This is a genomic window from Bacillus shivajii (genome assembly GCF_020519665.1).
In the GTDB taxonomy this organism is placed as follows: Bacteria; Bacillota; Bacilli; order Bacillales; family Salisediminibacteriaceae; genus Bacillus_CA; species Bacillus_CA shivajii.
The window spans coordinates 2,438,613-2,463,840 of record NZ_CP084703.1 but is presented as its reverse complement, the minus strand read 5'-3'; the positions used below and the strand labels follow the sequence as shown (position 1 = coordinate 2,463,840).

Below are 25,228 nucleotides of genomic sequence, written 5' to 3'. Positions count from 1 at the left end.
CATTTACGCTACGTAAATGCCTTTTTGTTTATGTTCATTACACAATTATTTGTCAAAATTCTACGACCGCTTTAGGCTTGTCAAATAAGAATGGACATATGATAATAAAAGAAGATCGCTTTTGTAGAATTTGAGGTGTAAGCTCAGTGAGAATTAAAACACAAGAAGCGTCTCGATTAGGTATATTTTATATATCGAATTGGTTTTTATTTATATATATAATTTTATTATTTTATATCACTTTATTTGCTTGGAATTACGGTGCTTCGTTAGGGGCAGTGGGTCCTGGAGGGAGAAACTATAATTTAACTCCTTTTTTTAGCATCTATCGTATTTATACATATAGTCCAGATATGATGGTACCTCTTCGAATATTAGGCGGAAATGTATTATTGTTTATTCCTTTTGGACTCTTATTTCCCCTGTTTTTAGAAAGTATTAGGAAGAGGAAAAAGACAGTATCTTTTTTTCTTGTAGTAATAACAGGGATGTTATTGTCAACATTTATAGAAATTAATCAATTTTTGTTTACTTACCGGGTAGCAAACGTTGATGATATCATTTTAAATACATTAGGTACATTTATTGGTGCAGTAATGTATAAGGTCACAAAATGGGTGCGAATTGTTTAAGAGAAGCAAACACCTAATATAAAACAGTCATCTATTAATTTGATGGGTTGAGCTGACGAAGGCATACGCACGTTAGACCGCTCTAAAACATGGCATACATTGTAACATTGTAAAAGCATCTGAATTTGCTTCAGGTGCTTCTTAGTTATAGAACCTTCGTGATAATAAGAAAAAACAGACCAATTAAAGCGCTAATTGGTCTGCTAAAGTATTTGTTCATTCACTTTCTTTCTGTTTATACGGAACTATAAATTAGATGGTTGCTTCGTTTTAACCAATATTTCTTCTTCCGCTTTCTTAGACCAAAAGCGATAACCAGTATAAACAATTGTTAAGAAAATACTATAAATAATGAGCATGTAAAGAAGTTCAATTGGATCTGTTACAATCGTATGCCCAATTAATGCAAATAGCGTCATCGCAGGTACTTTTCCTAACCCAGATGCAATCGAATAGCGAACGAATGGAACTCGGCTAATCGCTGCATATGCATTAATGAGAATGGAAGGAATGACAGGGATCATTCTTAGTACAGTAATAGACATAAATGCATTCCGTTCAAATAAGATGGTTACTTTTTTAGTTGCTTTATATTTTAGTAGAATCTTTGTCCCCCACTCATGAAAACCACCATAACGAATTAATCCGAAGAAAATGATTGAAGCGAACGTAGAGCCCATCCAAATAACAAAGGCTCCTAGCATTGGACCATATGCTGCACCGATGACGCCTCCTACAATTGGGTAAGGAATGACAGGGAATAAGGACATAAATGTTGCAATAACGGTTGTTAATACGATGTGCTCTCGGTCGTTGTTTTGAATCCAATGTAAAAACGATTCGTGAAATATAAATAATAAAAGAATCGTAACTAGTGCGGTTAGTGTAACGATTAATTTGCGTATCATCATCATGGTAGCTCCTTTTGAAAGGTACGAATTTATCAATCTCTCGATAGTTGCCTTGGCGGATAGGACGTCCTAATGCCGCGCATGCCAGAGGACGTGGCTGTTTTTAGGCGTAATTTTGGCGCCTTGCGCTTTTGTTCTAAGATAACATACTGATTATACTATATATAAGAAAACAAATGAATATGGAACAATTAACTGTTTTTTTATCATCGGACATTCCCTATTTGCGTACGATAGAGCGATGGAAATTCGCAGAAGGGGTGAAAGTATGCAAATTCATGTTGTCCAAGAAGGGCAGAATTTAACCGGCATAGCAAATGCTTATAACACATCGGTAGACGACATTGTTCAGGCCAATGAGCTTCCAAGTGCTGAACGTTTAGTTATCGGACAAAGCCTCGTTATTCCAATTGTAGGGAGTTTTTATTGGGTTCAGCCAGGTGAAAATTTATTTGCAATCAGTCAGCGGTTTGGAATTCCTTTTCAAGAACTGGCTGAAATTAACCAAATATCACTTGAAGATCCACTTGCAGCAGGAACGAGGTTGTACATTCCACCTCGTCCACAAACAGAGACAGAAGTAAATGCATATGTAGAACCAATTGGTGATACAGTCTCTGAAGAGTTAATTGAATCAGCAAGAGTTAGAGCTCCTTACTTAACTTATCTAGCTCCTTTTAGTTATGAAGTAAACCGAGATGGCACATTATCACCACCTCTTTTAAATGATTTTCCAGCAATCGCTGCAGAACATAATGCAGGACTTATGCTAACTGTGACAAATTTAGAAGCTGGTGAGTTTAGTGAAGAGGTTGGAGCGGCCCTCTTAACAAATGAAGCTGCACAAGATGAATTAATTAACAATATTATCGAAGAAGCTCAAAGAGTCGGATACCGAGATGTCCACTTTGATTTTGAATTTTTAAGACCAGAAGATCGACAGAGGTATAATGATTTTTTAAGAAAGGCAGCTGAGCGTTTAAGGGCAGAGGGGTTATTAATTTCAACTGCTCTAGCACCGAAAACATTTGCTGAACAAGAAGGGCAGTGGTATGAAGCACATGACTACGCAGCGCATGGTGAGATTGTTGATTTTGTTGTCTTAATGACTTATGAGTGGGGGTACGGTGGTGGTCCTCCAATGGCTGTTTCTCCGATCGGCCCTGTCAGGGAAGTCATTGAGTATGCATTAACTGAAATGCCAGCAGAAAAAATTATGATGGGGCAAAATCTTTATGGATATGACTGGACCTTACCATTTGAGCCTGGTGGAGAGTTTGCGCCAGCATTAAGCCCTCAACGAGCTGTACAGTTAGCGTATGAGCAAAATGTTCCAATCCAGTTTGATGAAGAGTCTCAAGCGCCGTTTTTTGAATACGTTGATGATGAAGGAAATGACCATGTCGTTTGGTTTGAAGATGCTAGAAGTATTCAAGCTAAGTTTGATTTAATGAGAGAGTTAGGGTTAAGAGGGATTAGCTATTGGAAGTTAGGTTTACCATTCCCGCAGAATTGGCTTTTACTTTCAGATCAATTTGATATTCAAAAGTTTTAATTTAATAGATATAAACTAGGCGTAGAGAGTAACTTCTCTATGCCTTATTTATGATTATAGCTTAATCATCCTCACCAGTTGAACCCAGGGAGTAGCTTTTTTAATAGGCTCCACTTGATGTCACACTTGTTCCTAGAGGTGAAAGCGAGTGGACAAAAGCGAATGGTACACTATTAAACTTATTTTCAGAATAGATTTCTATGCTAATAAAATTTGTACCATGCAAGATGGAAATTACTATTTTGAGATATGTTTGACAGCTTGTGCGAGACTCCTGCGGGAATAGCGCGAGCCGAAAATCACACAAAATGAACTTTGGAGATTTTTGGAAGCCTGTGCCGTACCCGCGGCAAAGAAGACACTGTGATAGCAAGTGGAACGAAGCTAGAACAGATGTTGCACTTGTGCCTAGAGGTGAAAGCGAGCACATAATCTGTCAAAGCTAATCACTTATTTTCAGGCTATCCATTTTTAACAGAAGATCATAAAGTTTTCCAACCTAATGATTTTACTAAATTGTCATAATAGACTAGAAATAATGGAGAAGATGCGGTATATTGTTTCGTATACCGAAAGATTGCTTGTACATATAGAAAAAATAGGTGGGGTATGATGGAGAAACGACCTTGGTTAGTTTATGTCATGATTGCTTTTGCAACAAGTAGTTGGGGAAGTGCATTTATAGCAGGTAACTTTGCAACAAGAGATTTCGAACCAACTACTGTTGCGTTTTTACGATTCTTTTTTGCAGCACTTATACTCATTCCATTAATGTTTGTAATGCAAAAGAATTTAAAACTACCGAACGTAAAAGAGTGGCTATTACTTAGTTCACTTGGACTTACTGGAATTGCTTTATATAACATCATGTTTTTCATCGCAACAAAGGAAGCTCCTATTGTGAAGAGTTCACTCTTTATTGCTTCAAATCCAGTATTAATCATTTTGTTATCTGCAATATTTTTAAAAGAAAAAATAACAAAGAGAAATGTCGTTGGCCTTATTTTAGCATTAGCTGGTGCTTCGTTAATCATTACAGAAGGCCAATGGGCAGAAGTGGTTCGTGCTGGCTTTGAACCAATTGATATTGTCTTATTTATCGCAGTAATTTGCTGGGCGTTATATAGTGTATTAGGGAAAGTTGCCTTGCAACGATTTAGCGCGCTTGAAAGTACAACGTATGCTGTATCAATAGGTACGTTGATGTTAATGCCATTAGCACTTATGGAAATCAGTTGGACACAATTATCAGAAGCGAATTTGTTAACATGGGGCTCGATTTTACACATGAGTATCATTGTTTCAGTAGTTAGTTTCATTATGTATTATCAAGGAATCAAAATCATTGGTGCAGGGAAGGCCTCGATTTTTATCAATTTAATGCCTTTATCGGCCGTTATTATGGCAGTTATTATCCTTGGAGAACCGTTACTTCCAATTCATATAATTGGTGCAGTATTCGTACTAATCGGTGTTACGTACGGTACGCGAAAATCAAAAAAAGTTCAACCTCAACCAGTTATTGACAACAAAAGTAGTTAGTTATAATGGCATCCTCACAAACATTTTGAAAAAGGAATACATTATTAAAAATGTTTTGTGAGGTGACATGTAAATGCCAGAGAAAATATATGATCAATTAACGGAAGAAGAACTTATTGATTATTATTTGTGGGTAAAAGACTATATAAAAAAAGGTTTTCGAGTAGAAGGGTTAAAAGATGAATTACAACTCATTTACAATACATTTGAAATGAAGGTAAAAAGACACGATCGTGAGAGTTACTTAAAAGAAATTGAGCAGTTAATGAAAAAGGTCCACATCTAAATATGTAAAAAAACTGATCCACCTTCGGATCAGTTTTTTTTGCTAAGGCTCTGTTATTCTTCATTGTTGATTTTCAAAATCACGAGACGCCTGCGGGAAAAGCAAGAGCTGAAGATCCATCGGGGTGCTCTCCCCCCCGATTAGCTGAAGCCTTGCCCGCGGCAAGCGAGTGTATTTTGTGAAATCAACACTATCCTTTAACAAAGCCTTTGCTTAAAGGCAGTGAGAAAACGTATTTGGCTGGAAGTCATTCGTATTTCAAAACTTCCCGAGATAAGTACTACAGGCATTGCTAATTTATTTCATTGCTTTACCTTTCGTTAAATGACAAGGTACTCCTTTTCCAGATGAACCAGGGACCGACATTTTTTGCAAATAACGAAGCCCTCTTGTACACTGTGTTGTGCATACTTCACATTTATCACTAAGCACAATTTTCCATGAATGTTGATACTTATCTTCTTTTGATTGAACGATTTTTTTCTTCTTTCCCATTCTCCTCGCTCCTTTTAAGTATACTTCTTCATCATATGTGTGAATCAAATATTGGAACCTGTCTTACTTCTCTTTTTTTCCGTTCAGGTGATACAATAATGAAGGAATAGAAATGAAATCAAAAAGGTGAATGGTATGAATATGAACGAAAGAAGAATTAATTCGTTAAAAGAGAAAATAGATGATTGGAAGACGAAGCCTTCTGTAACGTTAAAAGAAACAGAAATTACACGTGAGCTTCATTTCGTTAAATCTACTAGCTTAAAAGAGGCTAACATAGATGATATCGACTATATACATTTATTATCTTTAGCGGCTTTAGCTCGCTTTTACCGCGTGCAAGAAGCTGATGATAAAGTAAGGAATTGGCTTCTTGAAGCTTGGGAATTGGACAGGTCTAATCAGTTCTTTTTAAATGCATTTATAGAAACGATGCTCCCTGATGTAAGTAAACCAATATTAAACGAACCATTACCACGTATTCGTGAAACTGACCACGGACAAGGAAAGAAAAATACAATCGATCGTATTAGTGAATTAATTAAAGAATCACATCAAAATACGCAAGAGATGATGAGTGATGCTAATCGTTTACAAATTGCTGCTAATGAGTTGGGGGATCAACCATTAATTGAAAAAATGTCAACGATGACAAGTCAACTTAAAAATGTGCATTCTCTCACAAATGAACTTCTCGATGCATCTGAACAATTTAAACAATCAATTTCGGGGATTTATTATTCAAAGGAAAAGCAATCGTTATTTAAAGAAACGTTAGAAGAATTTGTTCACGCCCAACAAACATGGGATCATTTACGTGAAAAGGTGACAGAATCTGAGAAAAACCCCCTCACAGAGCTTCAATCAATGATTGGGCTTGATGATGTAAAAGAAAAAGTTCAAAAATATTATTACTATTTACGGTATGAACAAGAGCGCAAACGACAAGGATATCATTTTGAAAATGAACGAAATTTGAATATGATTTTTACTGGAAACCCTGGTACGGGTAAAACGACGATTGCTCGTTTACTTGCAAAGATTTATTACCATCTAGGCGTTTTACCGAAAGAAAAGGTTGTAGAAGTGGACCGTTCTCATTTAGTCGGTGCTTATTTAGGTCAAACAGAAGAAAAGACAACAGAAATCATCAAGCAGTCAGTTGGTGGAATTCTCTTTATAGATGAAGCTTATAGCTTAAAAAGAGAAGGGGCTACTGGAAATGATTATGGACAAACTGCGATTGATACACTTGTCGCTGCAATGACAAGTGGAGAATATGCGGGTCAATTCTCTGTCATATTAGCGGGTTACCCAGAAGAAATGAGAACGTTTTTATGGGCAAACCCAGGACTTAGAAGTCGTTTTCCAGAAAGCAACCATATTCATTTGCCAGACTTCTCTTCAGAAGAATTAATTGAAATTGCTGAACAGATTGCCTTAGATAATGACTTTACGATTTCAGAGGATGGCATTACGAGCTTGAAGCAACGCATTGAAAAAGAACAAGTTGATGAAAGCTTTGGAAATGCTCGAACAGTAAAGAACATCGTCTTAGATGCCATTTTTAAAAAAGGGGCAAAAGCAGGTCAAACACATGATTATTCAGAAGAGAACTTCACGATTTTAGCGAAATCAGACTTTGCCGAGCAACGAAGTACTCCTCGTAATGAAAAGAGTGGCGAAGAAGAGCTACAAGAACTAATAGGACTTTCTGCGGTAAAAAAAGAAGTTCAAGTGTTAACGTCTTTTGTGAAAATGCAAAAAATACGAGAAGAGAGTAATTTGCCGAAAGTACCTATCCAGCTACATGCGATCTTTTCCGGTCCACCTGGTACTGGAAAAACAACGGTTGCGAAAATTTACGGGAAAATTTTACACGAACTCGGTTTATTAAAAAGAGGACATTTAGTTGTCGCTGGAAGAAGTGATTTAGTTGCTGGCTACGTTGGTCAAACTGCAACGAAAACAAAACGGAAAATAAAAGAAGCATTAGGTGGTGTATTATTTATTGACGAAGCCTATTCACTTTTATCTAAAGGTGGACAAGACTTCGGCAAGGAAGCGATTGATACACTTGTAGAAGAAATGACACGTCATGAAGAAAACTTAGTCATCATCTTAGCTGGTTATGATGAACCGATGGATCAATTATTATTAGCTAACCCAGGACTACCATCTCGCTTTAAAAAAAGAATACAGTTTCCATCCTATACGACTAACGAATTGATCAAGATTTTACAATATTATGTGAGAAGTTATCATTATGAAGTTGATGATGACATAGTAGAGCAATTGTATAACGCCATTGAATTCAATCGTCCATCAGGAAATGGAAGGGCGATGAAAGATCTTGTAGAAGCAGCGATCCAAAGGCAAGCATATCGTATTACATCATCAAATTTGGATTATGAATCAGAATATACATTAACCAAATTAGAAGCTGTAGACTTTCCGATATTATTAAATGAGGGTGAGGAGGATCATTCATGATTATTTCTACAACAACCGTTCCAGTAAGGTATGCAGAAACAGATCAAATGGGTGTCGTTTATCATGCAAATTATTTAGTGTGGTGTGAAATTGGAAGAACAAAACTGATCGAAGATTTAGGCTTTAAATATGCGGATATGGAGAAAGACGGTGTGCTTTCTCCTGTAACAAATATAAACTTAAATTATAAACATCCAGCAAAGTATCCAGAGCAGGTCACAATAAAGACGTGGATTGAAAAGTATACCGGAATACGTGTGATGTACGGGTATGAAATTTTAAATGAAGCTGGAAAAGTGTGTGTTGATGGTACAAGTGAACATGTTTGCGTCGATGCAAACACATTTCGTCCGATTTCAATAAAAAAGAAATTCCCTAAATGGCACGAAGCGTACGAAATGAACAAAAAATAAAAGTAGCTTATATCGTATAGAAAGGCCTCCCTTGAACAAACTATTTTTGTACATCTATAAGGGAGGTTGTTCTAAATGGCGAAAAAAGATAATCGTGCTGATAACGTTGAAAAGTTACGAGAGATGGCTGAAAATACGAAAGAAAATATCGAAGCTGCAGAAGAAACAATGAATAATGAGCATTTATCTCAAGCAGAAAAACAAGCGATTCAAGCGAAGAACGAGCGAAGAAAAGAAAGTATCCATAGCTTCCAAGCTGAAATTGAAGACGAAAAATCTGATCGTGAGCACGGTCGTATATAAATATTATAAGATAAGGGTGTCTGTGGAGCTTCAATGCTTCTAGGCACCCTTTTCTTCATCCTAACAAGTGTAAGAACAATGAAATAAGGGAAAAAACTTTGTAAGATGATTTTACAATTGCCATGTTATTTATTGATAAATCATTCGGTTTCATTTTTAATTAATAGTGGAAGGTGTTAAGACATGGCATTTGGGATAAAAAAAGAAGAATTACATGATTGGAAAGAAAAAGCGGAAAGCGGTCAAATCGCGTTTCTTACTCACTACTGGTATGATGAGCGGTTTCCGCAATGTCATACTGTAACAAAAGTTGCTTGTTCAAATCGAATGAGGCTTATCTGGTGGGGAAAGCAATACGGGTTAAAACAAGAATGGATTCACGAACGAAATGAATTTCCTCATTTTGACTTATTAGGTGAAACGCAAAAGAAAATCCTTCAGGCGGAAGGGTTAGAAGAACAATTAAAGCGGTTTAAATTGTTATGAAAGGGTGTTTTCTCTCATGAGTAAACTTCAAGTTGAAATTATTTCACAACTTAAAGTGAAAAGCGAAATCGATCCACAGGAAGAAGTGAAAAAAAGAATTGATTTTTTAAAATCGTATGTAAAAAAGACTGGCATGAAAGGGTATGTATTAGGTGTCTCAGGTGGACAAGATTCTACATTAGCCGGAAAGCTTATACAACTGGCTATGGAAGAATTGAATGAAGAAGAAGGGACGAATGAATATACTTTTTATGGTGTACGTCTCCCATATGGGATCCAAAGGGATGAAGATGATGCTCAAGCAGCGTTAGAGTTTATTCAACCGTACCACCGTTTAGCTGTGAATATAAAGCCTGCTGTTGATGCAGCTTATAGTCAGTTTGAAGAAGCAACAGGGGAAAATTTGAATGATTTTGTTAAAGGAAACACAAAGGCACGTGAACGAATGAAAGTACAATATGACCTTGGTGCACATTACAACTGTTTAGTTGTAGGAACGGATCATGCAGCGGAAGCAGTTACAGGCTTCTATACGAAATATGGGGACGGTGCTTGTGATATCGCACCGCTATTTGGTTTAAATAAACGCCAAGGTAAAATGATTTTACAATATTTAAATGCACCAGATTCATTAACGGAAAAGGTGCCAACAGCTGATCTAGAAGATAACAAGCCTCTCCTTCCAGATGAGGAAGCACTCGGGATCACGTACAGTCAAATTGACAATTATCTTGAAGGAAAAGAAATAAGTAAAGATGCTAAAGAAAACTTAGAACGTAAATATTTACAAACCGAACATAAAAGACAGCTACCTGTAACCCTATATGATCGTTGGTGGCAATAAATAGGAAGGATGCTTTGACAATGACGAGTCGGCTTGCAGATGTCCATATGCATTCCACAGTTTCTGATGGCGGATATTCTCCATCACAATTAATGGAAAAATGTGCACGAGCAAATTTAAAGATTGTGTCACTTACGGATCATGATTCAACAGCAGGAATAACAGCAGCTGCAAAATTTGCAAAACAATATGAGATGACGTTTATTCCTGGTATTGAACTATCTACAAGAATAAAAGGGACAAACGTTGATATTCTTGGCTATGGAATTAACATTGAAGATGACAACCTGCAAAATGTCCTTTCATATCACCGGAAAATGCGTCATAGACGAATGGAGGATATGCTCCAAAAATGTCAAGAAGTAGGGTTAAACATTCAACTTGAGGATGTTGAAAGGCATGTGACAGGTGAGACGTTTTCGCGTCCACACTTAGCAAAAGCATTGATTGAAAAAGGCTATGTAAAAAATGTTCAAGAATCATTTGAAAAGTATTTAGGTCAACATAAACCTTGTTATGTACCCAAGCCTGAAGAATTCTCCCCAAAAGAAGCGATTGAACTTATTCATGGAGCTGGTGGTGTAGCCGTTGTTGCTCATCCTGTATTTTATGATTTAGATGATGAGATCATTACATGGGTTCAAAGCTTTCATCTTGATGGTATAGAAGTGTATCACCGCGATCATGATGAACAAGCGATCAAAAGATTTTTACAGCTGGCAAAAAGAGCAGAGGTAAAAACAGGCAGAAAATTATTTAAAACAGGAGGTAGTGATTTTCACCATGAATCATATGGACGTATTGGTGAGCAATTAGGTGAAACAAAGCTTCCTGTAGATGAGGCAGAATTTTTGCTATCACATCTTCGTTTAAATTAAGCAGTGAGGATTCCTACACTGCTTTTTTTAATTGGTTTAGGGGACACATAAAACGATTTCACATAATAGGCGGGTGTGAATAAAATATATAGCACCGAACTAGGAGGGGATCGTAATGAATAAATATTTTATTAATGGCAATACAAGTGTAGGTCATTATAGTTTGTTATATCAGTTTTGGCATAACTGTGATACTTGGATCCTTACGGGCGGCACGCCAAAGCAGCAAGGAAATCTATTTCAATCGACTTTACAGCACGTGAAACAAGATGAAGTCGAAGTGTTTCTTGATCCTACGGATGCGGAGACGATAGAAGGCCTTTATTTTCCTGAAAAACACCTTCTAATTATGGGAGACAAAGACCCCTTATTTTTATCACGGAGATATGTAGGGTTAGAGGACCGTTTATTTGATTTAAACGATTGTTTAAATTATACATTATTAAACAATGAAACAGAAAAACTAAGAGAATTAATGGATGAAAAGACAGAAAAACAATCGAAAAGTTATGAATTTTTTAATGCAGGTAAAAAGATTCATGAAGAGAAAGAAAAAATTTATTTAAGCGCTATGGATTTTAATGAAGCTGACCAAGTAGCAGAAGAATTGATTGAAAATCTCTTTAATCGTCCAATAAAGAACGAGAATTCACCTATTCATTCAATGAGATTTTTCGGTTCTGCATCTGCAAAAGGCCCAGTTAATTTCATCGATGAACTGACGCTTAATATGACAAATCGGGTCATTATAAAGGGCCGATCAGGTAGTGGGAAATCCACGCTAATGAGAAGAATCAGTCATAAAGCAAAGGAGCACTCATTATCAGCAACGTTATATCCTTGTGCTCTAGATCCTGATAGTATCGATATGGTTACGATTCCAGCACTATCTTTTGCGATCGTTGATGGAACAGCTCCTCACGTCATTGATCCACATAGAAAATCAGATTCAGTCGTTGATATGTTTGAAAAGTGTATCGACAAAACTGTTGAAACAGAAAATCAAGATCGGTTAAATGAAATTACCAATCAATATAAAGCGATAATGAAACAAGGAACAATAAGTTTAGATGCTGCTTTAACGATTGAAAATCAAATTCATAAACACTTTCAAAATACAATAATAAATGATAAGTGGGAGAAGTTTGAGCAACACTTCATTGATGGTTTACTTGAAAGGTTAACAAAATAAATCCTTCACAAATATCCACATGAAACATCATGAAATTTCATCCGGGATTTTTGTAACAGTGCTTTTTGGTGTACCTAACTGAATTCCAAGGAATAGTGTTAATTAATGACTCTTTTCTAAAAGATTGCTCCTGCGGTTACTCGTCGCAGATAAAGATTGCTCCTGCGGTTACTCGTCGCAGATAAAGAATGCTCCTGCGGTTACTCGTCGCAGACTACGTGCCTCTTCCTCTTCAAGCACTTCATGGAAGATGATGCGTCGAGGCAGCTCGAAGAATATTCGGAGAAGTGAATGCTCGTTGTGCCTTCCTCTAAGAGCTGATTCTTTGGTGAGGATCCGTCGGCACAGCTCATAGCATGTTCAGTGTAGTGGCTTTCGTTGCTCCTGCGGTTACTCGTCGCAGATAAAGAATGCTCCTGCGGTTACTCGTCGCAGATAAAGAATGCGCTTGCGATTACTCGTCGCAGGTAAAGAGTGTTTCGACGGACCTAGCTTCGTGGCAAAGCTAGTAGAGGAAGAAGCGGTAACCGAAAATTACCTAAAACGTCGAGGAAGTTGAGGTCGTGCTGCGGCAAAGAAGACACCGTGAATGAAAATAAAATGATGCATGAACGGATGTCGCACTTGTGCCCAGAGGTGCAAAGAAGACACCGTGAATGCAAATAAAATGATGCATGAACGGATGTCGCACTTGTACCTAGAGGTGTAAGCGTCCGCTGTTAGCAAACACAAGTAAAACAACAATGTTACGAAAATAGTCTTAATTAATAAATACTCGACTTCATTCTTTTTCATCTATAAGACTGTAAATTCATGTTATAATAAATGAATCTTCATGTTTTAAAGGAGGAAACTATGGATCCATTAACGGTGATGATGAACCAATCTTCCATTTCTCCTGTCTTTCAACCTGTATTTAACTTGGAGAAGTATGAAGTCATCGGTTATGAAGTGTTAGGAAATATAAACTTTGAGGAGAAAAACCTGAGTCTAGGTTCTTTTTTTATGGATTCAAATGTCCCTCAAGAGTATAAATGGGAAATAGAAGAGCTGTTACAAATTAAAGCGATTGACATGTTTCTAGAGAAAAAGGAACAGCATTTACCTTACTTATTCTTTAATGTTGACCCAAACACTTTGTATTTTGAAAATAATCATGAATTGTTTATAGAACGCATTGAAAAGTTTGAGAAGAAAGGGTTTCCACGGCAAAAAGTTGTGCTATATATGAACTTCCATCAATTTGATGGGGATATAGAAGAATTAAGTCACGTTTTTCGATATTTAAAAGCCAATGAAATTAAACTAGGACTAACTGACTTGGGTAAAAAGGGGAGCGATCTATATACTCTATCGCAACTAGAACCAAACTTGTTTAAAGTGAACATGCTTGAAATGAAAGAAACCTCTTCTTCGCACTCAATTCGAGATGTACTAGATTCATTGACTTTATTTGCTCGGAAAATCGGAGCGGTAGTAGCGTTTGAAGGAATCTCTGATGTTCATAAGCTCTATACGGCATGGAAACATAGTGGCCGGTTCTTACAAGGGAATTTATTAAGTTCAGTCGTGAGTAGTAGCATCGGAAGAAGTGTTCGAAAACAATTTTTAGACACAAATATAAAGTCATTTGTTAAATACGATAACAATCGCTTCCATGAACAATGGATGTTTGTTCAAAAGTTAGATGACAAATTAAGAAACATTCAACAAAGTAATACACATGAAGACTTTATTCTTCGTGAAGTTACAAAACTCGCTTTTCCATTTGCTTTTCGAGCATATATATGTGATGCAAATGGTTATCAAAAGAGTCCAAACTATATCAAAGTCGGACAGGAATGGAAAATTGATGAACAAGCTTTAGGGAAAAATTGGAGCTGGCGTTCATACTTTTTAGAGAACCTGGTTCAAATGGAGCATGGAAATATTGGAATTATTTCTGATAGTTATCGCGACATTGACTCAAATGAGTTAATTCGTACATATTCTTTCCGATTATCGAGTGATCGATATTTATTTATCGATATTAGTCAGGACTTTTTATATGAAAAAGATTGGTTAAGGTAACATATTTAGAGCTTTAGAAAGGATAAGAATTATGAATTCAACATGGAAGTTAAAAGGAATGTTGTTTTTCTTTCATTCCGCAATGACAATGTTAATTAGTTATTTACCTGTTTATTTTCAACAAATGGGGTTAACTGGGTCACAAATTGGTGTGTTATTAGCAGTAGGGCCGGCAGCAGCAATCATTGCTCAGCCGTTTTGGGGATTTGTTAGTGATAAATATAAAACAGTGAAAAGAGTCATTTTACTCTGTCTTGCCGGAGCATTGGCAGTAGGTTTTGTTGTTTTCCAAATGGCAGAGTTTATTCTACTGATTCCGCTCTTATACTTTTTCTTTTCCTTTATGTCACCAGCAGGGGCCTTACAAGATAGTTTGGCACAAAAAGTATCCGTTCAACAAGGTGTATCGTTTGGAAGCATTCGTATGTGGGGGTCACTTGGATTTGGAACAGCTTCATTAGTTGGAGGATATATCTTAAGTCATATCGGGGTAAGTAATATGTATTACTTGTATGCTTTTTTTATTTGTATTGCCCTATTCTTTTGCTATATTGCTCCAGACAGCGTTCCATCCAAAAAGCCAGTTATGCTTACAAGTGCACTAAAACTAATGAAAAACGGAAAACTTGCGATTTTTTTATTAATGGTATTAGCCATAAGTTTAACCCACCGAATGAATGATTCATTTTTGGGATTATATATCGTCGAACTTGGTGGGGATGAGTCGCACATCGGGTTAGCTTGGTTTATCGGCGTTACTGCTGAGGCTGTAGTATTTGCATTAAGTGTATATTGGTTTAGAAAGTATCATGCGTTAACGTTTATTACTGTAGCAGGCTTTTTATACGCGATCAGATGGCTGTTAATGTCTTTTGCTCCAGATCCATCGATTGTACTTATTATCCAAGTTTTACATGGTGTAACATTTGCGATGTTCTACTTAACAGCATTTCAGTTCTTAACAAAGCTTGTACCCGAAGAGCTAACCTCGACAGGTCACCTTTTGTTTATTTCTGTGTTTTTCGGAATCTCTGGTGTAATTGGGTCGATTGTTGGAGGGAGTATCATCAATGTTTCTGATGTTCGTTTGCTCTATACGGTGATGTTCGGTTTATCAGTGGTCGGTTTTATTAGTGCGCTCATTTACCGTTATTTTTACTTTAAATCTGATGATGGTCAAAAAGACCGTGAGAGAATGAAAGAAGCTCACACGTAATATGATTGAATAAAAGAAGGAGACTGTAATAAATCGAATATCTTTTAATTGATTTATCTCCTTCGTTATAATAAAGAAGGAAAATATAATTTGATAAAAAGGTGATGGTGTGAAAAGGGCAATTTTGTTCTTATTATTTATTGTTATTGTATTCTTTTTCATAGATTCAGAGTGGTTTACACAATTACGTAATGAAAATGTTGAATATTTTACGGATGAGTTATTTGCAGAAATGGGCTATCAAATGCTTTTAGTAACGCTACCTTTAATTACCTTGCAAGGAACAATTACGTTCTTTCCAATCATTATAGTCATTATTATCCATTTTCTTGCTTTCGGCCTGATTGAAGGGTTTATATTTAGTGTGATTGGAACGAGCTTTGGGGCAATATTTTGTTATTGGCTTTCGCGATCTTTTAGCGAACAATATGTTAAGCGCATGAAGGAGAAAAATACGAAAAAAATAAATAAAATCATGCGTGTAATCGCTAATTATGGTGTGTTTATTATCGTTGTTTTAAGAAGTCTTCCATTTATGCCGAGTAATTTAATATCGATAGCTGCAGCATTTAGTCCAATTAGCTTTCGCCATTACGTGATATCAACGGTTCTTGGGAATATATCAATGGTGTGGATTTTAAGTATTTTTGCGATGCCTGTTTGGTACACAGGAACGAATGGGACAACATACGTTTTTGGGTATCTAGTATTTGCTATTTTACTCTTTTCAATGTTTGCTGTTTACTTCTTTAAGTTTCAAAAAGAGGTTAATAAACGTAAATCGATCTCTATTGATATAAGTTAATTTTACGTTTAACAATTGGTTTTAGCGCGAAATATGGTAAGTAAAGGAGGAGTTTCAATGTTTTTCATACAAGCAATTGTACCAACTGGAGCCCTCATACTATTTTTGATCATTAGCTCCATTACAGCTTTGACGATCTTTCGTGTTTTGCGTAAGAAACAACATGATGTTACAGGCAATTTGAGTGATCAAACCTTCATTGATTTAGAAAAATATTCACCGCCACTTATTGCACAATTTATTGACGGAAAAGGTGCATCGACCCGACATATTACTGCGGGATTATTGGCTTTAGTTAGAAAGAGAGTGTTATCTTTACAGCTTGATGAAAAGATGAATGAATATTATTTTAAAGATTTAAGCAATAATGATGTAATCTTGTCTAGAGATGAAGCCTATTTATTAAAATGGTTTTTATATGAAGTTGGGAATAATGGTACTTTTTATACAAAAGATCTCGAAAATTTCACGACCGATGATGATAAAAGAGAACGGTTTATTCAACGTTTGTACGAATGGGAAAACTTAATGTCAGAAGCGCTAAAAGAGGCTGGTTTTGAAGTCGCTTTTCCAAAAACGAAAAAGCTTTTAGTTGGAACTAGTTCACTTATGCTTGTTGTAGGGAGTACTTTATTATTCTTCTATCCGTTTATTAGTCTATTATATTTACTTGGTGCGGTAAGCGGTATGGTAGCAACTTTTGTTTTACCGAACGTTTCAGAAAAAGGCTGGGATGTATATCATCGTTGGAGAAATTGTAAAGAACAAATTAGTAAACAACGAATAGAGGATACTACAGAACGAGAAAAAATGACTGCTAGTTTTATATTAGCTTTAGCTTTCGGATTGAAAGATCAATTTGTTGAGAAGTTTCCTATTCGAGAGTCTTCCCAAATTGCTGTAAGGCAAGAGCACTTCCCACTTTACTTTATAATAGCTCCAGGTTCTGCGGCGATATCTGCTGAGGGGATTGAAGCTATTGATGAGACAGAGTCAGCGATGGAGAAGGTGTTATCTCCTGTCGGGCACAATTTTACTTCAGATGAGCTAAATAGTGAAAGTGAGTAAATATAACAAGTTGAGAGGAGGACTCTCAGCTTGTTTTTTTAAGGTGAGTATTTTAACCATGTTGCCTATTCAATGGTCGTATGCTTAATGTTTGGACATGTGGTGGCTTTTCTTTAAAGTTTTTGCAAAATGTTTCATAACAAGTTCATGAATAGGGCTTTGAGTAAGGGTATATATGACCCAAGGTAAAGAAGGCTGAAAATGGACAATCGACGTATAGACGTATTTTTTATCAGGGGAGAGAAGAAACCAAAAACGTCCATAATTGACTTGAACGCTCTTTTTATTTAGGAACCCTCCATGAATTACATACTCGGAAATAGATGGTTTAGAACTCTTATTTTGCACCTGTTGTAATTGTAATAATGGTATTGTTGTTCTTTTTAGTTGAAGAATGTAGAAATTCTTTCGCTTATTAAGGGATACGATTTTTGCAAATTTCGGTAACCACTCGAAATATGTTTCACTAATGGTATTTGCAGTCTGTTGGTTATGGACATGTATCTTTTGTGTTGAGGTAACAGATTTGTTGTTTATTATGAGACGGTCGTTACCACAATCTAAATGACTCATATCATTCACTATTTTTGTAAGAGATTCCTCATTTTCGATGGTAACCTTTATTACCTCAAGATGGTGGTTTAGATAAGATAGCTTACTATTGTTTTGATTAGCAAAATTATAAAGCAGTAGCAACATAAATTCTATCTGGTGATTAGGGGTGGTAATGTTTCTTTCATCTGTAGAATATATTGATCCTATGAGAATGACATGTTTAAACTCTTGAAAAAATGTTGATAGATGACTTGATGTAAGTGGAAGGCCATCAGTAGTCCCTGTTCGATAAACAGGAAGTGAGTGAAAAGGCTCAGGTAAAAATTTTCCTAATTGCTCATTATTAAAAGATGTTAAAATGACCGTATTCTCTTTCATCCATAGTCCTCATTTCTACAGGGTATGTACGGGTATTATGAAAATTATACTACCATTTTAATATAGGATAACATTCATAGTAAGTACTAAATACGATTGTTATAATGTGACGTAGAAAGGAAAACAAGTTACAATAATTAAAACAAGGTGGAGTCGTGGTATCTGTAAATCAAAAGTCACGATTTTATAAATGAATCAATTTCCTAATTACGTTTTTTGCGCAATGAAACAAGTGAACGTAACAAAAGACGGCGACTCTCGGAGGATCGCAGTCTGAAGATCCACTTAGGCGAAGAGTTGTCGAGCCTAAGTTAGCTGAAGACAAGCCCTCGGGAAAGCGTCCGTCTGAAGTGAAGTTCACATTCATCATGCGGAATATCACATCATATTTTGAGTTATGAAATTGATTCAGTAAATGAAAAAATATAAAATATATAGCAAAGGATAGAGGCGTATGGATTTAATTTTTGATATCGTTTATATGAATTTGTTATCACCGATGGTTTTATTTTTTCTTATTGGAATTATTGCTGTTCTTGTTAACTCTGACTTGAAAGTACCAGATGCTGTATATACTGGCTATACAATGATCATTCTTTTAACAATTGGAATAAAAGGTGGTACAGAATTACGAAATGTGACGTTAGTGGAAATGATTCCAACGATCATTACAGCGGTTTTCTTGAGTGTTTTAATGTTTGGGATTTCATACATAGTAGTTAAATACTTGTTTAAATTATCAGTTACAAACTCTTTAGCGATTGCTGGACACTATGGTTCTGTAAGTGCGGTTACGTTTATTGCGGGAATTGCTTTTTTAGATAAAGTTGGTGTGTATTATGAAGCTTATATGTCAGCCGTTCTTGTTATCATGGAAGGTCCGGCTATTATCCTCGCAATTGTTATATATAAAATATATTCTCAAAGATACGGTGATACTTCGCTGACTGATGATTCAAATCTTAATCATGTTCTTAAGGAAGCCTTCTTTGGTAAAAGTATCTTTTTACTTTTAGGTGGTATTTTTATAGGATTAGTCGCTCATGAAGATGGGATTGCACAGATTAGTCCATTTTTCGGAGATTTATTTTACGGTATTCTATGTATTTTCTTATTACATATGGGAATGGTAGCGACTCAAAGTATACGAGAAATGGAAAGCATAAAGGTGACTTCACTTCTATTTGCCTTTTTACTACCAGTCATAGGAGGTACGGTCGGAATATTTGCTGGATATCTGATTGGTCTCTCACTAGGTGGAGCAGTAACCCTCGCCTTTTTAACGGGGAGTGCTTCTTATATTGCTGCGCCTGCAGCAGTCAGTCATTCGATACCTAAGGCAAATTCGGGAATTTATATTGGTACCTCGTTAGGTTTAACGCTTCCGTTTAATCTAATTATTGGAATCCCGTATTATTATTGGTTAGCTACTTTCATCTACTAGTATGAAATGGCAGTTTTCGTATACTTTGTTGTATAGTTAGACAGTTTGATACAGCATTGTTTACGAAAACAGCCTTATTTGAAGAAGGTATTTTCTCAAGTATGACGAATTATATTGATAAGGGTTACAAGTTAGGAAACTGCAGGAGGTTGTTCACGATGAAAACATTTAAGCTCTGTTCATTAGCCATTTTGTTTGATGATGAACACGAAGAACAAAGTGAGATAAAAGGAAAACAAATCCCACTTGTTGAGGGGCTAATTATTAATAAAGAAGAAGCAAAGAAAAACTGGCTTATTGAAGCTGTCGTAACACCTGAATGGAAGGAATATTTTGAGGATTATTATCAATCAAACCAGACGTTCATGGCTGAAGTAACGATAACGAAGAAGACAAATGATCCGGCAACACTCGTTTGCCAAGTAAAATCAATTCATGAACTACAAGAACATTTAAGTATCCATTTAGACGGAGTGATTGTTGCGAAAAAGGATGACCTCTCAGATATGTTACTTAAGAACTTAGTAGAAGAAGGGTATTCTGGTGAAGAACTTTATGAAGAGTTTAAGCGCCGCAAAAAAGATAGAGGGCAAGCAATCCAAGGTATTTTAACGAATGCATATGAACAAGCAAAAGAAGAAGGATATTACGATTCTGATTCAAAATAAACTTACGAACGTCTTCTATATTTGGAGGCGTTCTTTTAAGGCCTTTTTATTAAAGGCTCTGCTAGTGTTTGAGGCTCCGGATCGTCCGAAGCAGACATTGCTTATTTTCAGGAAAGTTTGTTTGGAAAGCTTGTAATTTTTATATGAAATCACCTTACATAACAGTTGGTGCGGAGGGGAGATAGGAATAAACATGAAATTAACAAGTGAAGTAAAAATCGTAAAGTATAAACCTGAATTAGCAGAAGCCGTCGCTCATATGTGGAATGAAAGTAGAGACGGCTGGGGTGGGCATGCTGATGTTAAGACGAGTGATCATGTGCAATCACAAGAAGGAAACTCAACGAACTTATGTACGTACATTGCGATGGTTGGAGATGAAGCCGTTGGTTATTGTGGTCTCTCTGAATATAGAGAAGATAAAGGTGCGCTTTATATTCCACTATTAAATGTGCGTCCGGATTATCATGGCAAAAAGATTGGTAAAAAGCTTCTTCTAAGAGCCCTTGAGGAAACAATAAATCGAAAATGGCCACGCCTCGATTTATATACTTGGCCTGGTAACACAAAGGCTGTTCCCTTATATAAAAAGTGTGGCTTCTTTTGGGAGAACAGGGACGACTCGGTCCACTTAATGAACTTCCTTCCAACAGTATTAACACAACCAGCCTTTCAACACTTTTTTGAAAAAGCGGACTGGTATAAAGATAGTCAGCGTGAAATCCTCGTTGAACCAGATGGGGAAACAAGAAATGGTTTTGATTTTTACCACTATTACTGGGAAAAAGATGGTCAAAATTTAAAAGTAACCTTTGAAAAATCCGGTCGGGGAATCTGTGAAATTGAAACGAATGACTATTCGGTAAAGTTAGAGGTTGATCAACATCAAAATGTTTTCGGTAAGTCGTATCCGGTTTATGTAAAAGTACGAAATAAAACGTCGGAACAGATGGCAGTGAATGTTAGTCCTCTTAGCAATGAACAGATTGATATCGATCTTCCGTCTCAAAAAGTAATAGCAGATTGCGCAAATATGGAAGGTTCTTTTTTTATTCACTCGACAGAAGAAAAGCAAGACTCAAAACGAACGCACCCGACTGTAGGCGCTGCTGTCACGATTAACGGAGAGGTCATCCCATTACAACTAGGGATATTACCGAAAGAGCCGGTTTCCATAAATAGTTATGTAAATGGGAGGATGAGTTTTGACAAAGCAACTGAAACGGTTTTCTTGAAGCTTGAAAATCACTTTGATACAAACATCAATGTATCTTTACAACTCCCAGATCATGACTGTATTCACTTTCATGGTGCTAGCTTAGATACTGACTTGCAAGCGAAAGAAAAGAAAACGATATCGTTTTCAGCGGATGTATTATCTGCTTGCTTTTATAGTGAAAAAATAACGGTCAAAGTAGTCACTGAAGAAGGAGAATCGGTTGATTTTAAGACACATATCGCATTGCCATTCAATACTTTAAGTGCAAATATTTATGGAGAGTGTCCAGATTATTACCACTTGTTCAATGGTGTTACACATGTTGCGATGAAAAAGGTGAATAATCAATTACTATATGAGCGAGGAAGAAAAAATGAAAGTGATCATCTGTTCTTTTATCCTAAGCTAGGAAAGCCGTTTTCTGAAGAATTTTCGATGAAAAAACCTAATAACGTCCATTTCTTTATAGATGGGCAGACTGTTGGTATGAAAGTAAGCTATTCTTCTAGAGATTTTCCTAATATTACTTTGCATCGAGTCATTGAATTGTCTAGTGAAGGTTTAATGAGTCAGCATTACCTCATTGAAAATCGCGGAGAAGAGATGGTTGAAGAGCTCCATGTAAATTTACCACTGACTTATTCATTAGCAAATACGTATCTACCTTATGCAGGGAAGACGATTTTTAACGAAGGGACGTATTACCATGAAGTAAATGCATGGGATGAAAATAAATTGTCTGAAAATTGGCTGTTTACAAAAGAGAAAGAATATAATGCAGTCTTAATCTGGGAAGGGAATAGTCGGCTTCATTTTCATACGTGGCATATGATGTATTTTGATGAAACATGGGAAAATATAGACAGTGGAAGTGTTGTATCAACTTCAAAGATATTCTTTGGTTTAAATGTATTTTCAACAATACAAGAAGTAAAAGAATTTTCATTAAAAAAGCAAGTGATCGAAAAACCAACGGTAGCGCTTCCTTTACCTTTTCAACCGAAAGATGGCTACCCTTTTGTAAGTGAGGATACAGTGATTACTTTTTCTCCATTTGTTAACCAATCGGCTGAAACGAGCTTGCAAATAACTGATGATAAAGAGGAAACGATCGCTACATTTGAAAAGTCTGAATCTGAAACGTGGCACAGTTGGGAGACGAATATTTCTGTTGATTCAAACGGTGTACGTCGAATTCAGCGCTATCGTTTATCGGGAATGCTATCTAGCCAAGTTGTCGAGAAAGACTTGCTCGTTTTTCCGGTACAAATTGATGGAGAAGTTAGAAAGGGTATCGTTGTTGAACAGGGTGAGGAAGTTTACACATTGGATAATGGTTATATTTCTGTAAAAGGTTCTCCAGCGTTTTATCCATCGTTTTATTCATTAAAAGTAGGGGGGACGGAGTGGCTTGATAGCTCCTTTCCAACGCCATCAGCGAAATCTTGGTGGAATCCATGGATCGGTGGTATTAATTATTCACTTCGTCAACTTTTACAACGTACAATAATAGATTCTTCGTCAACGTGCCAGTTTGTTAAGCTTACTGACTCACATGGAGAAGTGTGGGACGGATTAAAAATGTCTACAGTGATTAAGGACCACGCATTATATGATGGAATTGTGTTTCATCAGTACGTAGCAACTCGAGCGGGTATTCCTGTATTAGCGACTTTTACTGAGGTCGAGCAGAATATAGGGTATGATTTCCACGGAACAACGCAAACGAGTATGTTTAATTTATATACCGGTAACAAGCGTGGGGATATTACCGCTTATGTTAATGGTAAAAATGAGGAGGCATTTGTCCATCATCATCATGAAGCTCATCATTTCGGGTTGGACTATGCGACGTTTACTCAAAAAGGAAGTCAGGAAAAGTTGCACTTTATTCCGAATAATGAATTGGATAATTTAGAAGTGTACATGAATCGTGAAGTTGTTTGTATCGGGATGCAGCAGCCATTGTATGTCAAAAATGGACGGTCTACGATGACTTCTCCGCACTTTTTCCTTTTCTCAGAGAACATGCATCAACTAGATGAACTGGAAGTTTTAAGGACAATTCGCTTTTATCGAAGCGAGTGAGGTGGGAACGATGAAAATTATTGATGCTCATATTCACTTATCATATATCGGATCGTTTGAGCATACGGCAAAGCATTTGTCACATATTGATTATTCTGTTGAAGGTTTATATAAAGAAATGAACGAGAATAACGTTGTGTTAGGTATTGGGATGGGACTTCGTGAAATGGAGGGAGGAGAAGGGTTTCCAGACTCTCTCCCTCCTACTCCAATGGGTTTAGATATGGTTAAGGGGAATGACCCAAAAATTGTTTACTGTCCAGGTGTTAATCCTTATCGTCTAGGAAAAAAAGAGTTGTCACAGTTAGAAAAGGAGCTGTTAAAGCCAGAAGCGGTAGGAATAAAAATTTATTTAGGTTATTACCCTTTTTATGCTTACGATAAGGTTTATGAGCCTGTATATGAAATTGCAAAGGGATTTGATGTTCCTGTTGTTTTTCATACAGGAGATACATATTCAGAAAGAGGATTGTTAAAATACGCACACCCTCTTACATTAGACGAAGTCGCTGTCCGTCATCGTGATGTTACATTTGTTATGGCTCATTTTGGAGATCCGTGGATGCTTGATGCCGCTGAAGTTGTATATAAAAACCGCAACATGTTCGCCGATCTGTCTGGTCTGATTGTTGGAGATCGGAAGGAAGTAAATAGAATTACGAACACACCACACTTTTTTGATCATTTAAAGCATGCTGTGGCATTTTGTGATCACTATGAAAAGTTTATGTTTGGGACGGACTGGCCGTTAGTTCAGATGGAGCCTTATATTAAATTTATTCAAGATCATTTTCCATCTTCTTCATGGGATGACCTATTTTATCATACCGCGACAAATGTTTTCTCAAAAATAAAACCTTTTTTACACCGATAATATTTTAGCGAAGTAGCGAGTTAGACGTAGAGAAAATTTTCACGTGTGAAGTATAAGCAAAACGACGGAGTTCCCAACGTCTGTAGGCTCGGCAATCGCCGAATTTTCTTTATCATGTTTATTTACTGTTAATGAAAAGGATGTTCTTTTTCATTTTTAGAAGGAGTAAATAAATGAGCAATTTGATCACTCACTCGGTTTTTTAAATGGGCATTTAAATACTTTGCGGTAAGAACATACCCTCGAAAAAAGATTGTATACTCAGAAAACGTTTCATCATGGTCGTTTAACTGGACTTTTATTCCTAGCTTCTTCATTTTCGCTTTTGTCGTGTACAAATCTTTGCTGAGCTGTTGAAGGGTATGTTCCAAAAGGTGAACATAAGGGTCTTTCAATTTCAAAGGAGCTTGCTCTAACCTCTTTAAATCCTTTTCTAACACTTTTCGGGCCAACTCGCACAAGATGTATGATTCACTTAATTGCTCTTCTTCAACAGTGAGCTTGGCCATGGGCGTTTCCCTCCTCATTTAATAAAAAACGAACATTTGTTCTACTTATTATTTTACGGATGGAGGAAAAATAGTCAAGAAAAAATACGGAAGAATTCTCCCGTATTTTCGTCATTTATCGCTTTTTCTAGTAGTTTAGCGTACAATGTCAAATACTTTTTTGAAGATTTTGAGTAACTCAAACACACTTACTGTAATTGGATTTTTTTACAAGTAACAATTAACCAAGTTATTTATGAAATAGGCACCACTTTCTTGATTCAGAAATGGGGTATACACTCGCTTCTTTTTCTGCATTGATGCA

General features: G+C 36.4%; 23 protein-coding genes. 19 read left to right on the top strand and 4 right to left on the bottom strand.

What is annotated here, in order from left to right:
• The first annotated feature begins 146 nt into the window (after positions 1 to 146).
• Entirely contained in the window at positions 147 to 632 is a 486-nt protein-coding gene (locus tag LGQ02_RS12000) for a VanZ family protein (RefSeq protein WP_319003457.1), read from the top strand.
• 245 nt (positions 633 to 877) lie between these two features.
• Here LGQ02_RS12000 and LGQ02_RS11995 read toward each other — a convergent pair whose 3' ends face one another.
• Positions 878 to 1,546: a TVP38/TMEM64 family protein gene (locus LGQ02_RS11995; RefSeq protein ID WP_226514610.1), complete on the bottom strand. Its 669-nt coding sequence runs from the start codon at positions 1,544 to 1,546 to the stop codon at positions 878 to 880.
• 265 nt (positions 1,547 to 1,811) lie between these two features.
• Here LGQ02_RS11995 and LGQ02_RS11990 point away from each other — a divergent pair, with 265 nt between their 5' ends.
• From LGQ02_RS11990 to LGQ02_RS11980, 3 genes are all read left to right on the top strand, one after another.
• Positions 1,812 to 3,098 carry a LysM peptidoglycan-binding domain-containing protein gene (locus LGQ02_RS11990; RefSeq protein WP_226514609.1) on the top strand — a complete coding sequence of 429 codons (1,287 nt, stop codon included), beginning with the start codon at positions 1,812 to 1,814 and terminating at the stop codon, positions 3,096 to 3,098.
• 609 nt (positions 3,099 to 3,707) lie between these two features.
• A complete protein-coding gene (locus tag LGQ02_RS11985; protein WP_226514608.1) occupies positions 3,708 to 4,640 on the top strand; it encodes a DMT family transporter in 933 nt (310 codons plus the stop codon).
• Positions 4,641 to 4,713: 73 nt separating this feature from the next.
• The gene (locus LGQ02_RS11980; protein ID WP_226514607.1) at positions 4,714 to 4,926 is read left to right on the top strand and encodes a hypothetical protein; all 213 of its coding nucleotides are present in this window, start codon (positions 4,714 to 4,716) and stop codon (positions 4,924 to 4,926) included.
• 297 nt (positions 4,927 to 5,223) lie between these two features.
• On the opposite strand, the gene LGQ02_RS11975 is transcribed toward LGQ02_RS11980, so the two are convergent.
• Positions 5,224 to 5,421 (bottom strand): hypothetical protein, encoded by a 198-nt coding sequence (locus LGQ02_RS11975; protein ID WP_226514606.1) that lies wholly within the window; start codon positions 5,419 to 5,421, stop codon positions 5,224 to 5,226.
• A 135-nt stretch (positions 5,422 to 5,556) separates the two neighbouring features.
• Between LGQ02_RS11975 and LGQ02_RS11970 the strand changes: the two genes are divergently transcribed.
• From LGQ02_RS11970 to LGQ02_RS11920, 11 genes are all read left to right on the top strand, one after another.
• Positions 5,557 to 7,914 (top strand): AAA family ATPase, encoded by a 2,358-nt coding sequence (locus LGQ02_RS11970; RefSeq protein ID WP_226514605.1) that lies wholly within the window; start codon positions 5,557 to 5,559, stop codon positions 7,912 to 7,914.
• On the top strand, positions 7,911 to 8,327 hold the full coding sequence (locus tag LGQ02_RS11965) for an acyl-CoA thioesterase (protein ID WP_226514604.1): 417 nt from the start codon (positions 7,911 to 7,913) through the stop codon (positions 8,325 to 8,327). Before LGQ02_RS11970 ends, LGQ02_RS11965 begins: the two co-directional genes overlap by 4 nt.
• Before the next feature lie 75 nt (positions 8,328 to 8,402).
• Positions 8,403 to 8,630, top strand: coding sequence for a small acid-soluble spore protein Tlp (gene tlp, locus LGQ02_RS11960; RefSeq protein WP_226514603.1), 228 nt, complete (start codon positions 8,403 to 8,405; stop codon positions 8,628 to 8,630).
• A gap of 183 nt (positions 8,631 to 8,813) precedes the next feature.
• Positions 8,814 to 9,116 carry a hypothetical protein gene (locus LGQ02_RS11955; RefSeq protein WP_226514602.1) on the top strand — a complete coding sequence of 101 codons (303 nt, stop codon included), beginning with the start codon at positions 8,814 to 8,816 and terminating at the stop codon, positions 9,114 to 9,116.
• A 16-nt stretch (positions 9,117 to 9,132) separates the two neighbouring features.
• Positions 9,133 to 9,960, top strand: a complete 828-nt coding sequence (nadE, locus tag LGQ02_RS11950) for an NAD(+) synthase (RefSeq protein ID WP_226514601.1) — start codon at positions 9,133 to 9,135, stop codon at positions 9,958 to 9,960.
• A gap of 20 nt (positions 9,961 to 9,980) precedes the next feature.
• Positions 9,981 to 10,838, top strand: a complete 858-nt coding sequence (locus tag LGQ02_RS11945; RefSeq protein WP_226514600.1) for a PHP domain-containing protein — start codon at positions 9,981 to 9,983, stop codon at positions 10,836 to 10,838.
• Between the two features lie 115 nt (positions 10,839 to 10,953).
• Entirely contained in the window at positions 10,954 to 12,030 is a 1,077-nt protein-coding gene (locus LGQ02_RS11940) for a hypothetical protein (RefSeq protein ID WP_226514599.1), read from the top strand.
• Between the two features lie 855 nt (positions 12,031 to 12,885).
• Positions 12,886 to 14,100: an EAL domain-containing protein gene (locus LGQ02_RS11935; protein ID WP_226514598.1), complete on the top strand. Its 1,215-nt coding sequence runs from the start codon at positions 12,886 to 12,888 to the stop codon at positions 14,098 to 14,100.
• Between the two features lie 31 nt (positions 14,101 to 14,131).
• Entirely contained in the window at positions 14,132 to 15,316 is a 1,185-nt protein-coding gene (locus LGQ02_RS11930; RefSeq protein WP_226514597.1) for an MFS transporter, read from the top strand.
• Between the two features lie 109 nt (positions 15,317 to 15,425).
• Positions 15,426 to 16,121 carry a TVP38/TMEM64 family protein gene (locus tag LGQ02_RS11925; RefSeq protein ID WP_226514596.1) on the top strand — a complete coding sequence of 232 codons (696 nt, stop codon included), beginning with the start codon at positions 15,426 to 15,428 and terminating at the stop codon, positions 16,119 to 16,121.
• A 57-nt stretch (positions 16,122 to 16,178) separates the two neighbouring features.
• Entirely contained in the window at positions 16,179 to 17,189 is a 1,011-nt protein-coding gene (locus LGQ02_RS11920) for a DUF2207 family protein (RefSeq protein WP_226514595.1), read from the top strand.
• A gap of 84 nt (positions 17,190 to 17,273) precedes the next feature.
• Here LGQ02_RS11920 and LGQ02_RS11915 read toward each other — a convergent pair whose 3' ends face one another.
• On the bottom strand, positions 17,274 to 18,122 hold the full coding sequence (locus LGQ02_RS11915) for a hypothetical protein (protein WP_226514594.1): 849 nt from the start codon (positions 18,120 to 18,122) through the stop codon (positions 17,274 to 17,276).
• Positions 18,123 to 18,576: 454 nt separating this feature from the next.
• Between LGQ02_RS11915 and LGQ02_RS11910 the strand changes: the two genes are divergently transcribed.
• The 4 genes from LGQ02_RS11910 to LGQ02_RS11895 all read left to right on the top strand — a co-directional run bounded on the left by LGQ02_RS11910 (position 18,577) and on the right by LGQ02_RS11895 (position 24,415).
• The gene (locus tag LGQ02_RS11910) at positions 18,577 to 19,566 is read left to right on the top strand and encodes a sodium-dependent bicarbonate transport family permease (protein ID WP_226514593.1); all 990 of its coding nucleotides are present in this window, start codon (positions 18,577 to 18,579) and stop codon (positions 19,564 to 19,566) included.
• 158 nt (positions 19,567 to 19,724) lie between these two features.
• Complete coding sequence (locus tag LGQ02_RS11905; RefSeq protein ID WP_226514592.1) at positions 19,725 to 20,234, top strand: YwpF-like family protein; 510 nt, start codon at positions 19,725 to 19,727, stop codon at positions 20,232 to 20,234.
• Between the two features lie 193 nt (positions 20,235 to 20,427).
• Positions 20,428 to 23,541, top strand: coding sequence for a GNAT family N-acetyltransferase (locus LGQ02_RS11900; RefSeq protein ID WP_226514591.1), 3,114 nt, complete (start codon positions 20,428 to 20,430; stop codon positions 23,539 to 23,541).
• A 10-nt stretch (positions 23,542 to 23,551) separates the two neighbouring features.
• Positions 23,552 to 24,415: an amidohydrolase family protein gene (locus LGQ02_RS11895; protein ID WP_226514590.1), complete on the top strand. Its 864-nt coding sequence runs from the start codon at positions 23,552 to 23,554 to the stop codon at positions 24,413 to 24,415.
• A gap of 128 nt (positions 24,416 to 24,543) precedes the next feature.
• Here LGQ02_RS11895 and LGQ02_RS11890 read toward each other — a convergent pair whose 3' ends face one another.
• Entirely contained in the window at positions 24,544 to 24,924 is a 381-nt protein-coding gene (locus LGQ02_RS11890; RefSeq protein ID WP_226514589.1) for a YhjD family protein, read from the bottom strand.
• Positions 24,925 to 25,228: the final 304 nt, after the last annotated feature.

Bases quoted from the DNA above. Each gene is read 5' to 3' on its own strand.
- LGQ02_RS11915 (WP_226514594.1), bottom strand. From the start codon at position 18,122: ATGAAAGAGAATACGGTCATTTTAACATCTTTTAATAATGAGCAATTA.
- LGQ02_RS11995 (WP_226514610.1), bottom strand. From the start codon at position 1,546: ATGATGATGATACGCAAATTAATCGTTACACTAACCGCACTAGTTACG.
- nadE (WP_226514601.1), top strand. From the start codon at position 9,133: ATGAGTAAACTTCAAGTTGAAATTATTTCACAACTTAAAGTGAAAAGC.
- LGQ02_RS11900 (WP_226514591.1), top strand. From the start codon at position 20,428: ATGAAATTAACAAGTGAAGTAAAAATCGTAAAGTATAAACCTGAATTA.
- LGQ02_RS11910 (WP_226514593.1), top strand. From the start codon at position 18,577: ATGGATTTAATTTTTGATATCGTTTATATGAATTTGTTATCACCGATG.
- LGQ02_RS11890 (WP_226514589.1), bottom strand. From the start codon at position 24,924: ATGGCCAAGCTCACTGTTGAAGAAGAGCAATTAAGTGAATCATACATC.
- LGQ02_RS11895 (WP_226514590.1), top strand. From the start codon at position 23,552: ATGAAAATTATTGATGCTCATATTCACTTATCATATATCGGATCGTTT.
- LGQ02_RS11970 (WP_226514605.1), top strand. From the start codon at position 5,557: ATGAATATGAACGAAAGAAGAATTAATTCGTTAAAAGAGAAAATAGAT.
- LGQ02_RS11980 (WP_226514607.1), top strand. From the start codon at position 4,714: ATGCCAGAGAAAATATATGATCAATTAACGGAAGAAGAACTTATTGAT.
- LGQ02_RS11930 (WP_226514597.1), top strand. From the start codon at position 14,132: ATGAATTCAACATGGAAGTTAAAAGGAATGTTGTTTTTCTTTCATTCC.
- LGQ02_RS11955 (WP_226514602.1), top strand. From the start codon at position 8,814: ATGGCATTTGGGATAAAAAAAGAAGAATTACATGATTGGAAAGAAAAA.
- LGQ02_RS11990 (WP_226514609.1), top strand. From the start codon at position 1,812: ATGCAAATTCATGTTGTCCAAGAAGGGCAGAATTTAACCGGCATAGCA.
- LGQ02_RS11940 (WP_226514599.1), top strand. From the start codon at position 10,954: ATGAATAAATATTTTATTAATGGCAATACAAGTGTAGGTCATTATAGT.
- LGQ02_RS11985 (WP_226514608.1), top strand. From the start codon at position 3,708: ATGATGGAGAAACGACCTTGGTTAGTTTATGTCATGATTGCTTTTGCA.
- LGQ02_RS11920 (WP_226514595.1), top strand. From the start codon at position 16,179: ATGTTTTTCATACAAGCAATTGTACCAACTGGAGCCCTCATACTATTT.
- LGQ02_RS11905 (WP_226514592.1), top strand. From the start codon at position 19,725: ATGAAAACATTTAAGCTCTGTTCATTAGCCATTTTGTTTGATGATGAA.
- LGQ02_RS11935 (WP_226514598.1), top strand. From the start codon at position 12,886: ATGGATCCATTAACGGTGATGATGAACCAATCTTCCATTTCTCCTGTC.
- LGQ02_RS11975 (WP_226514606.1), bottom strand. From the start codon at position 5,421: ATGGGAAAGAAGAAAAAAATCGTTCAATCAAAAGAAGATAAGTATCAA.
- LGQ02_RS11965 (WP_226514604.1), top strand. From the start codon at position 7,911: ATGATTATTTCTACAACAACCGTTCCAGTAAGGTATGCAGAAACAGAT.
- LGQ02_RS11945 (WP_226514600.1), top strand. From the start codon at position 9,981: ATGACGAGTCGGCTTGCAGATGTCCATATGCATTCCACAGTTTCTGAT.
- tlp (WP_226514603.1), top strand. From the start codon at position 8,403: ATGGCGAAAAAAGATAATCGTGCTGATAACGTTGAAAAGTTACGAGAG.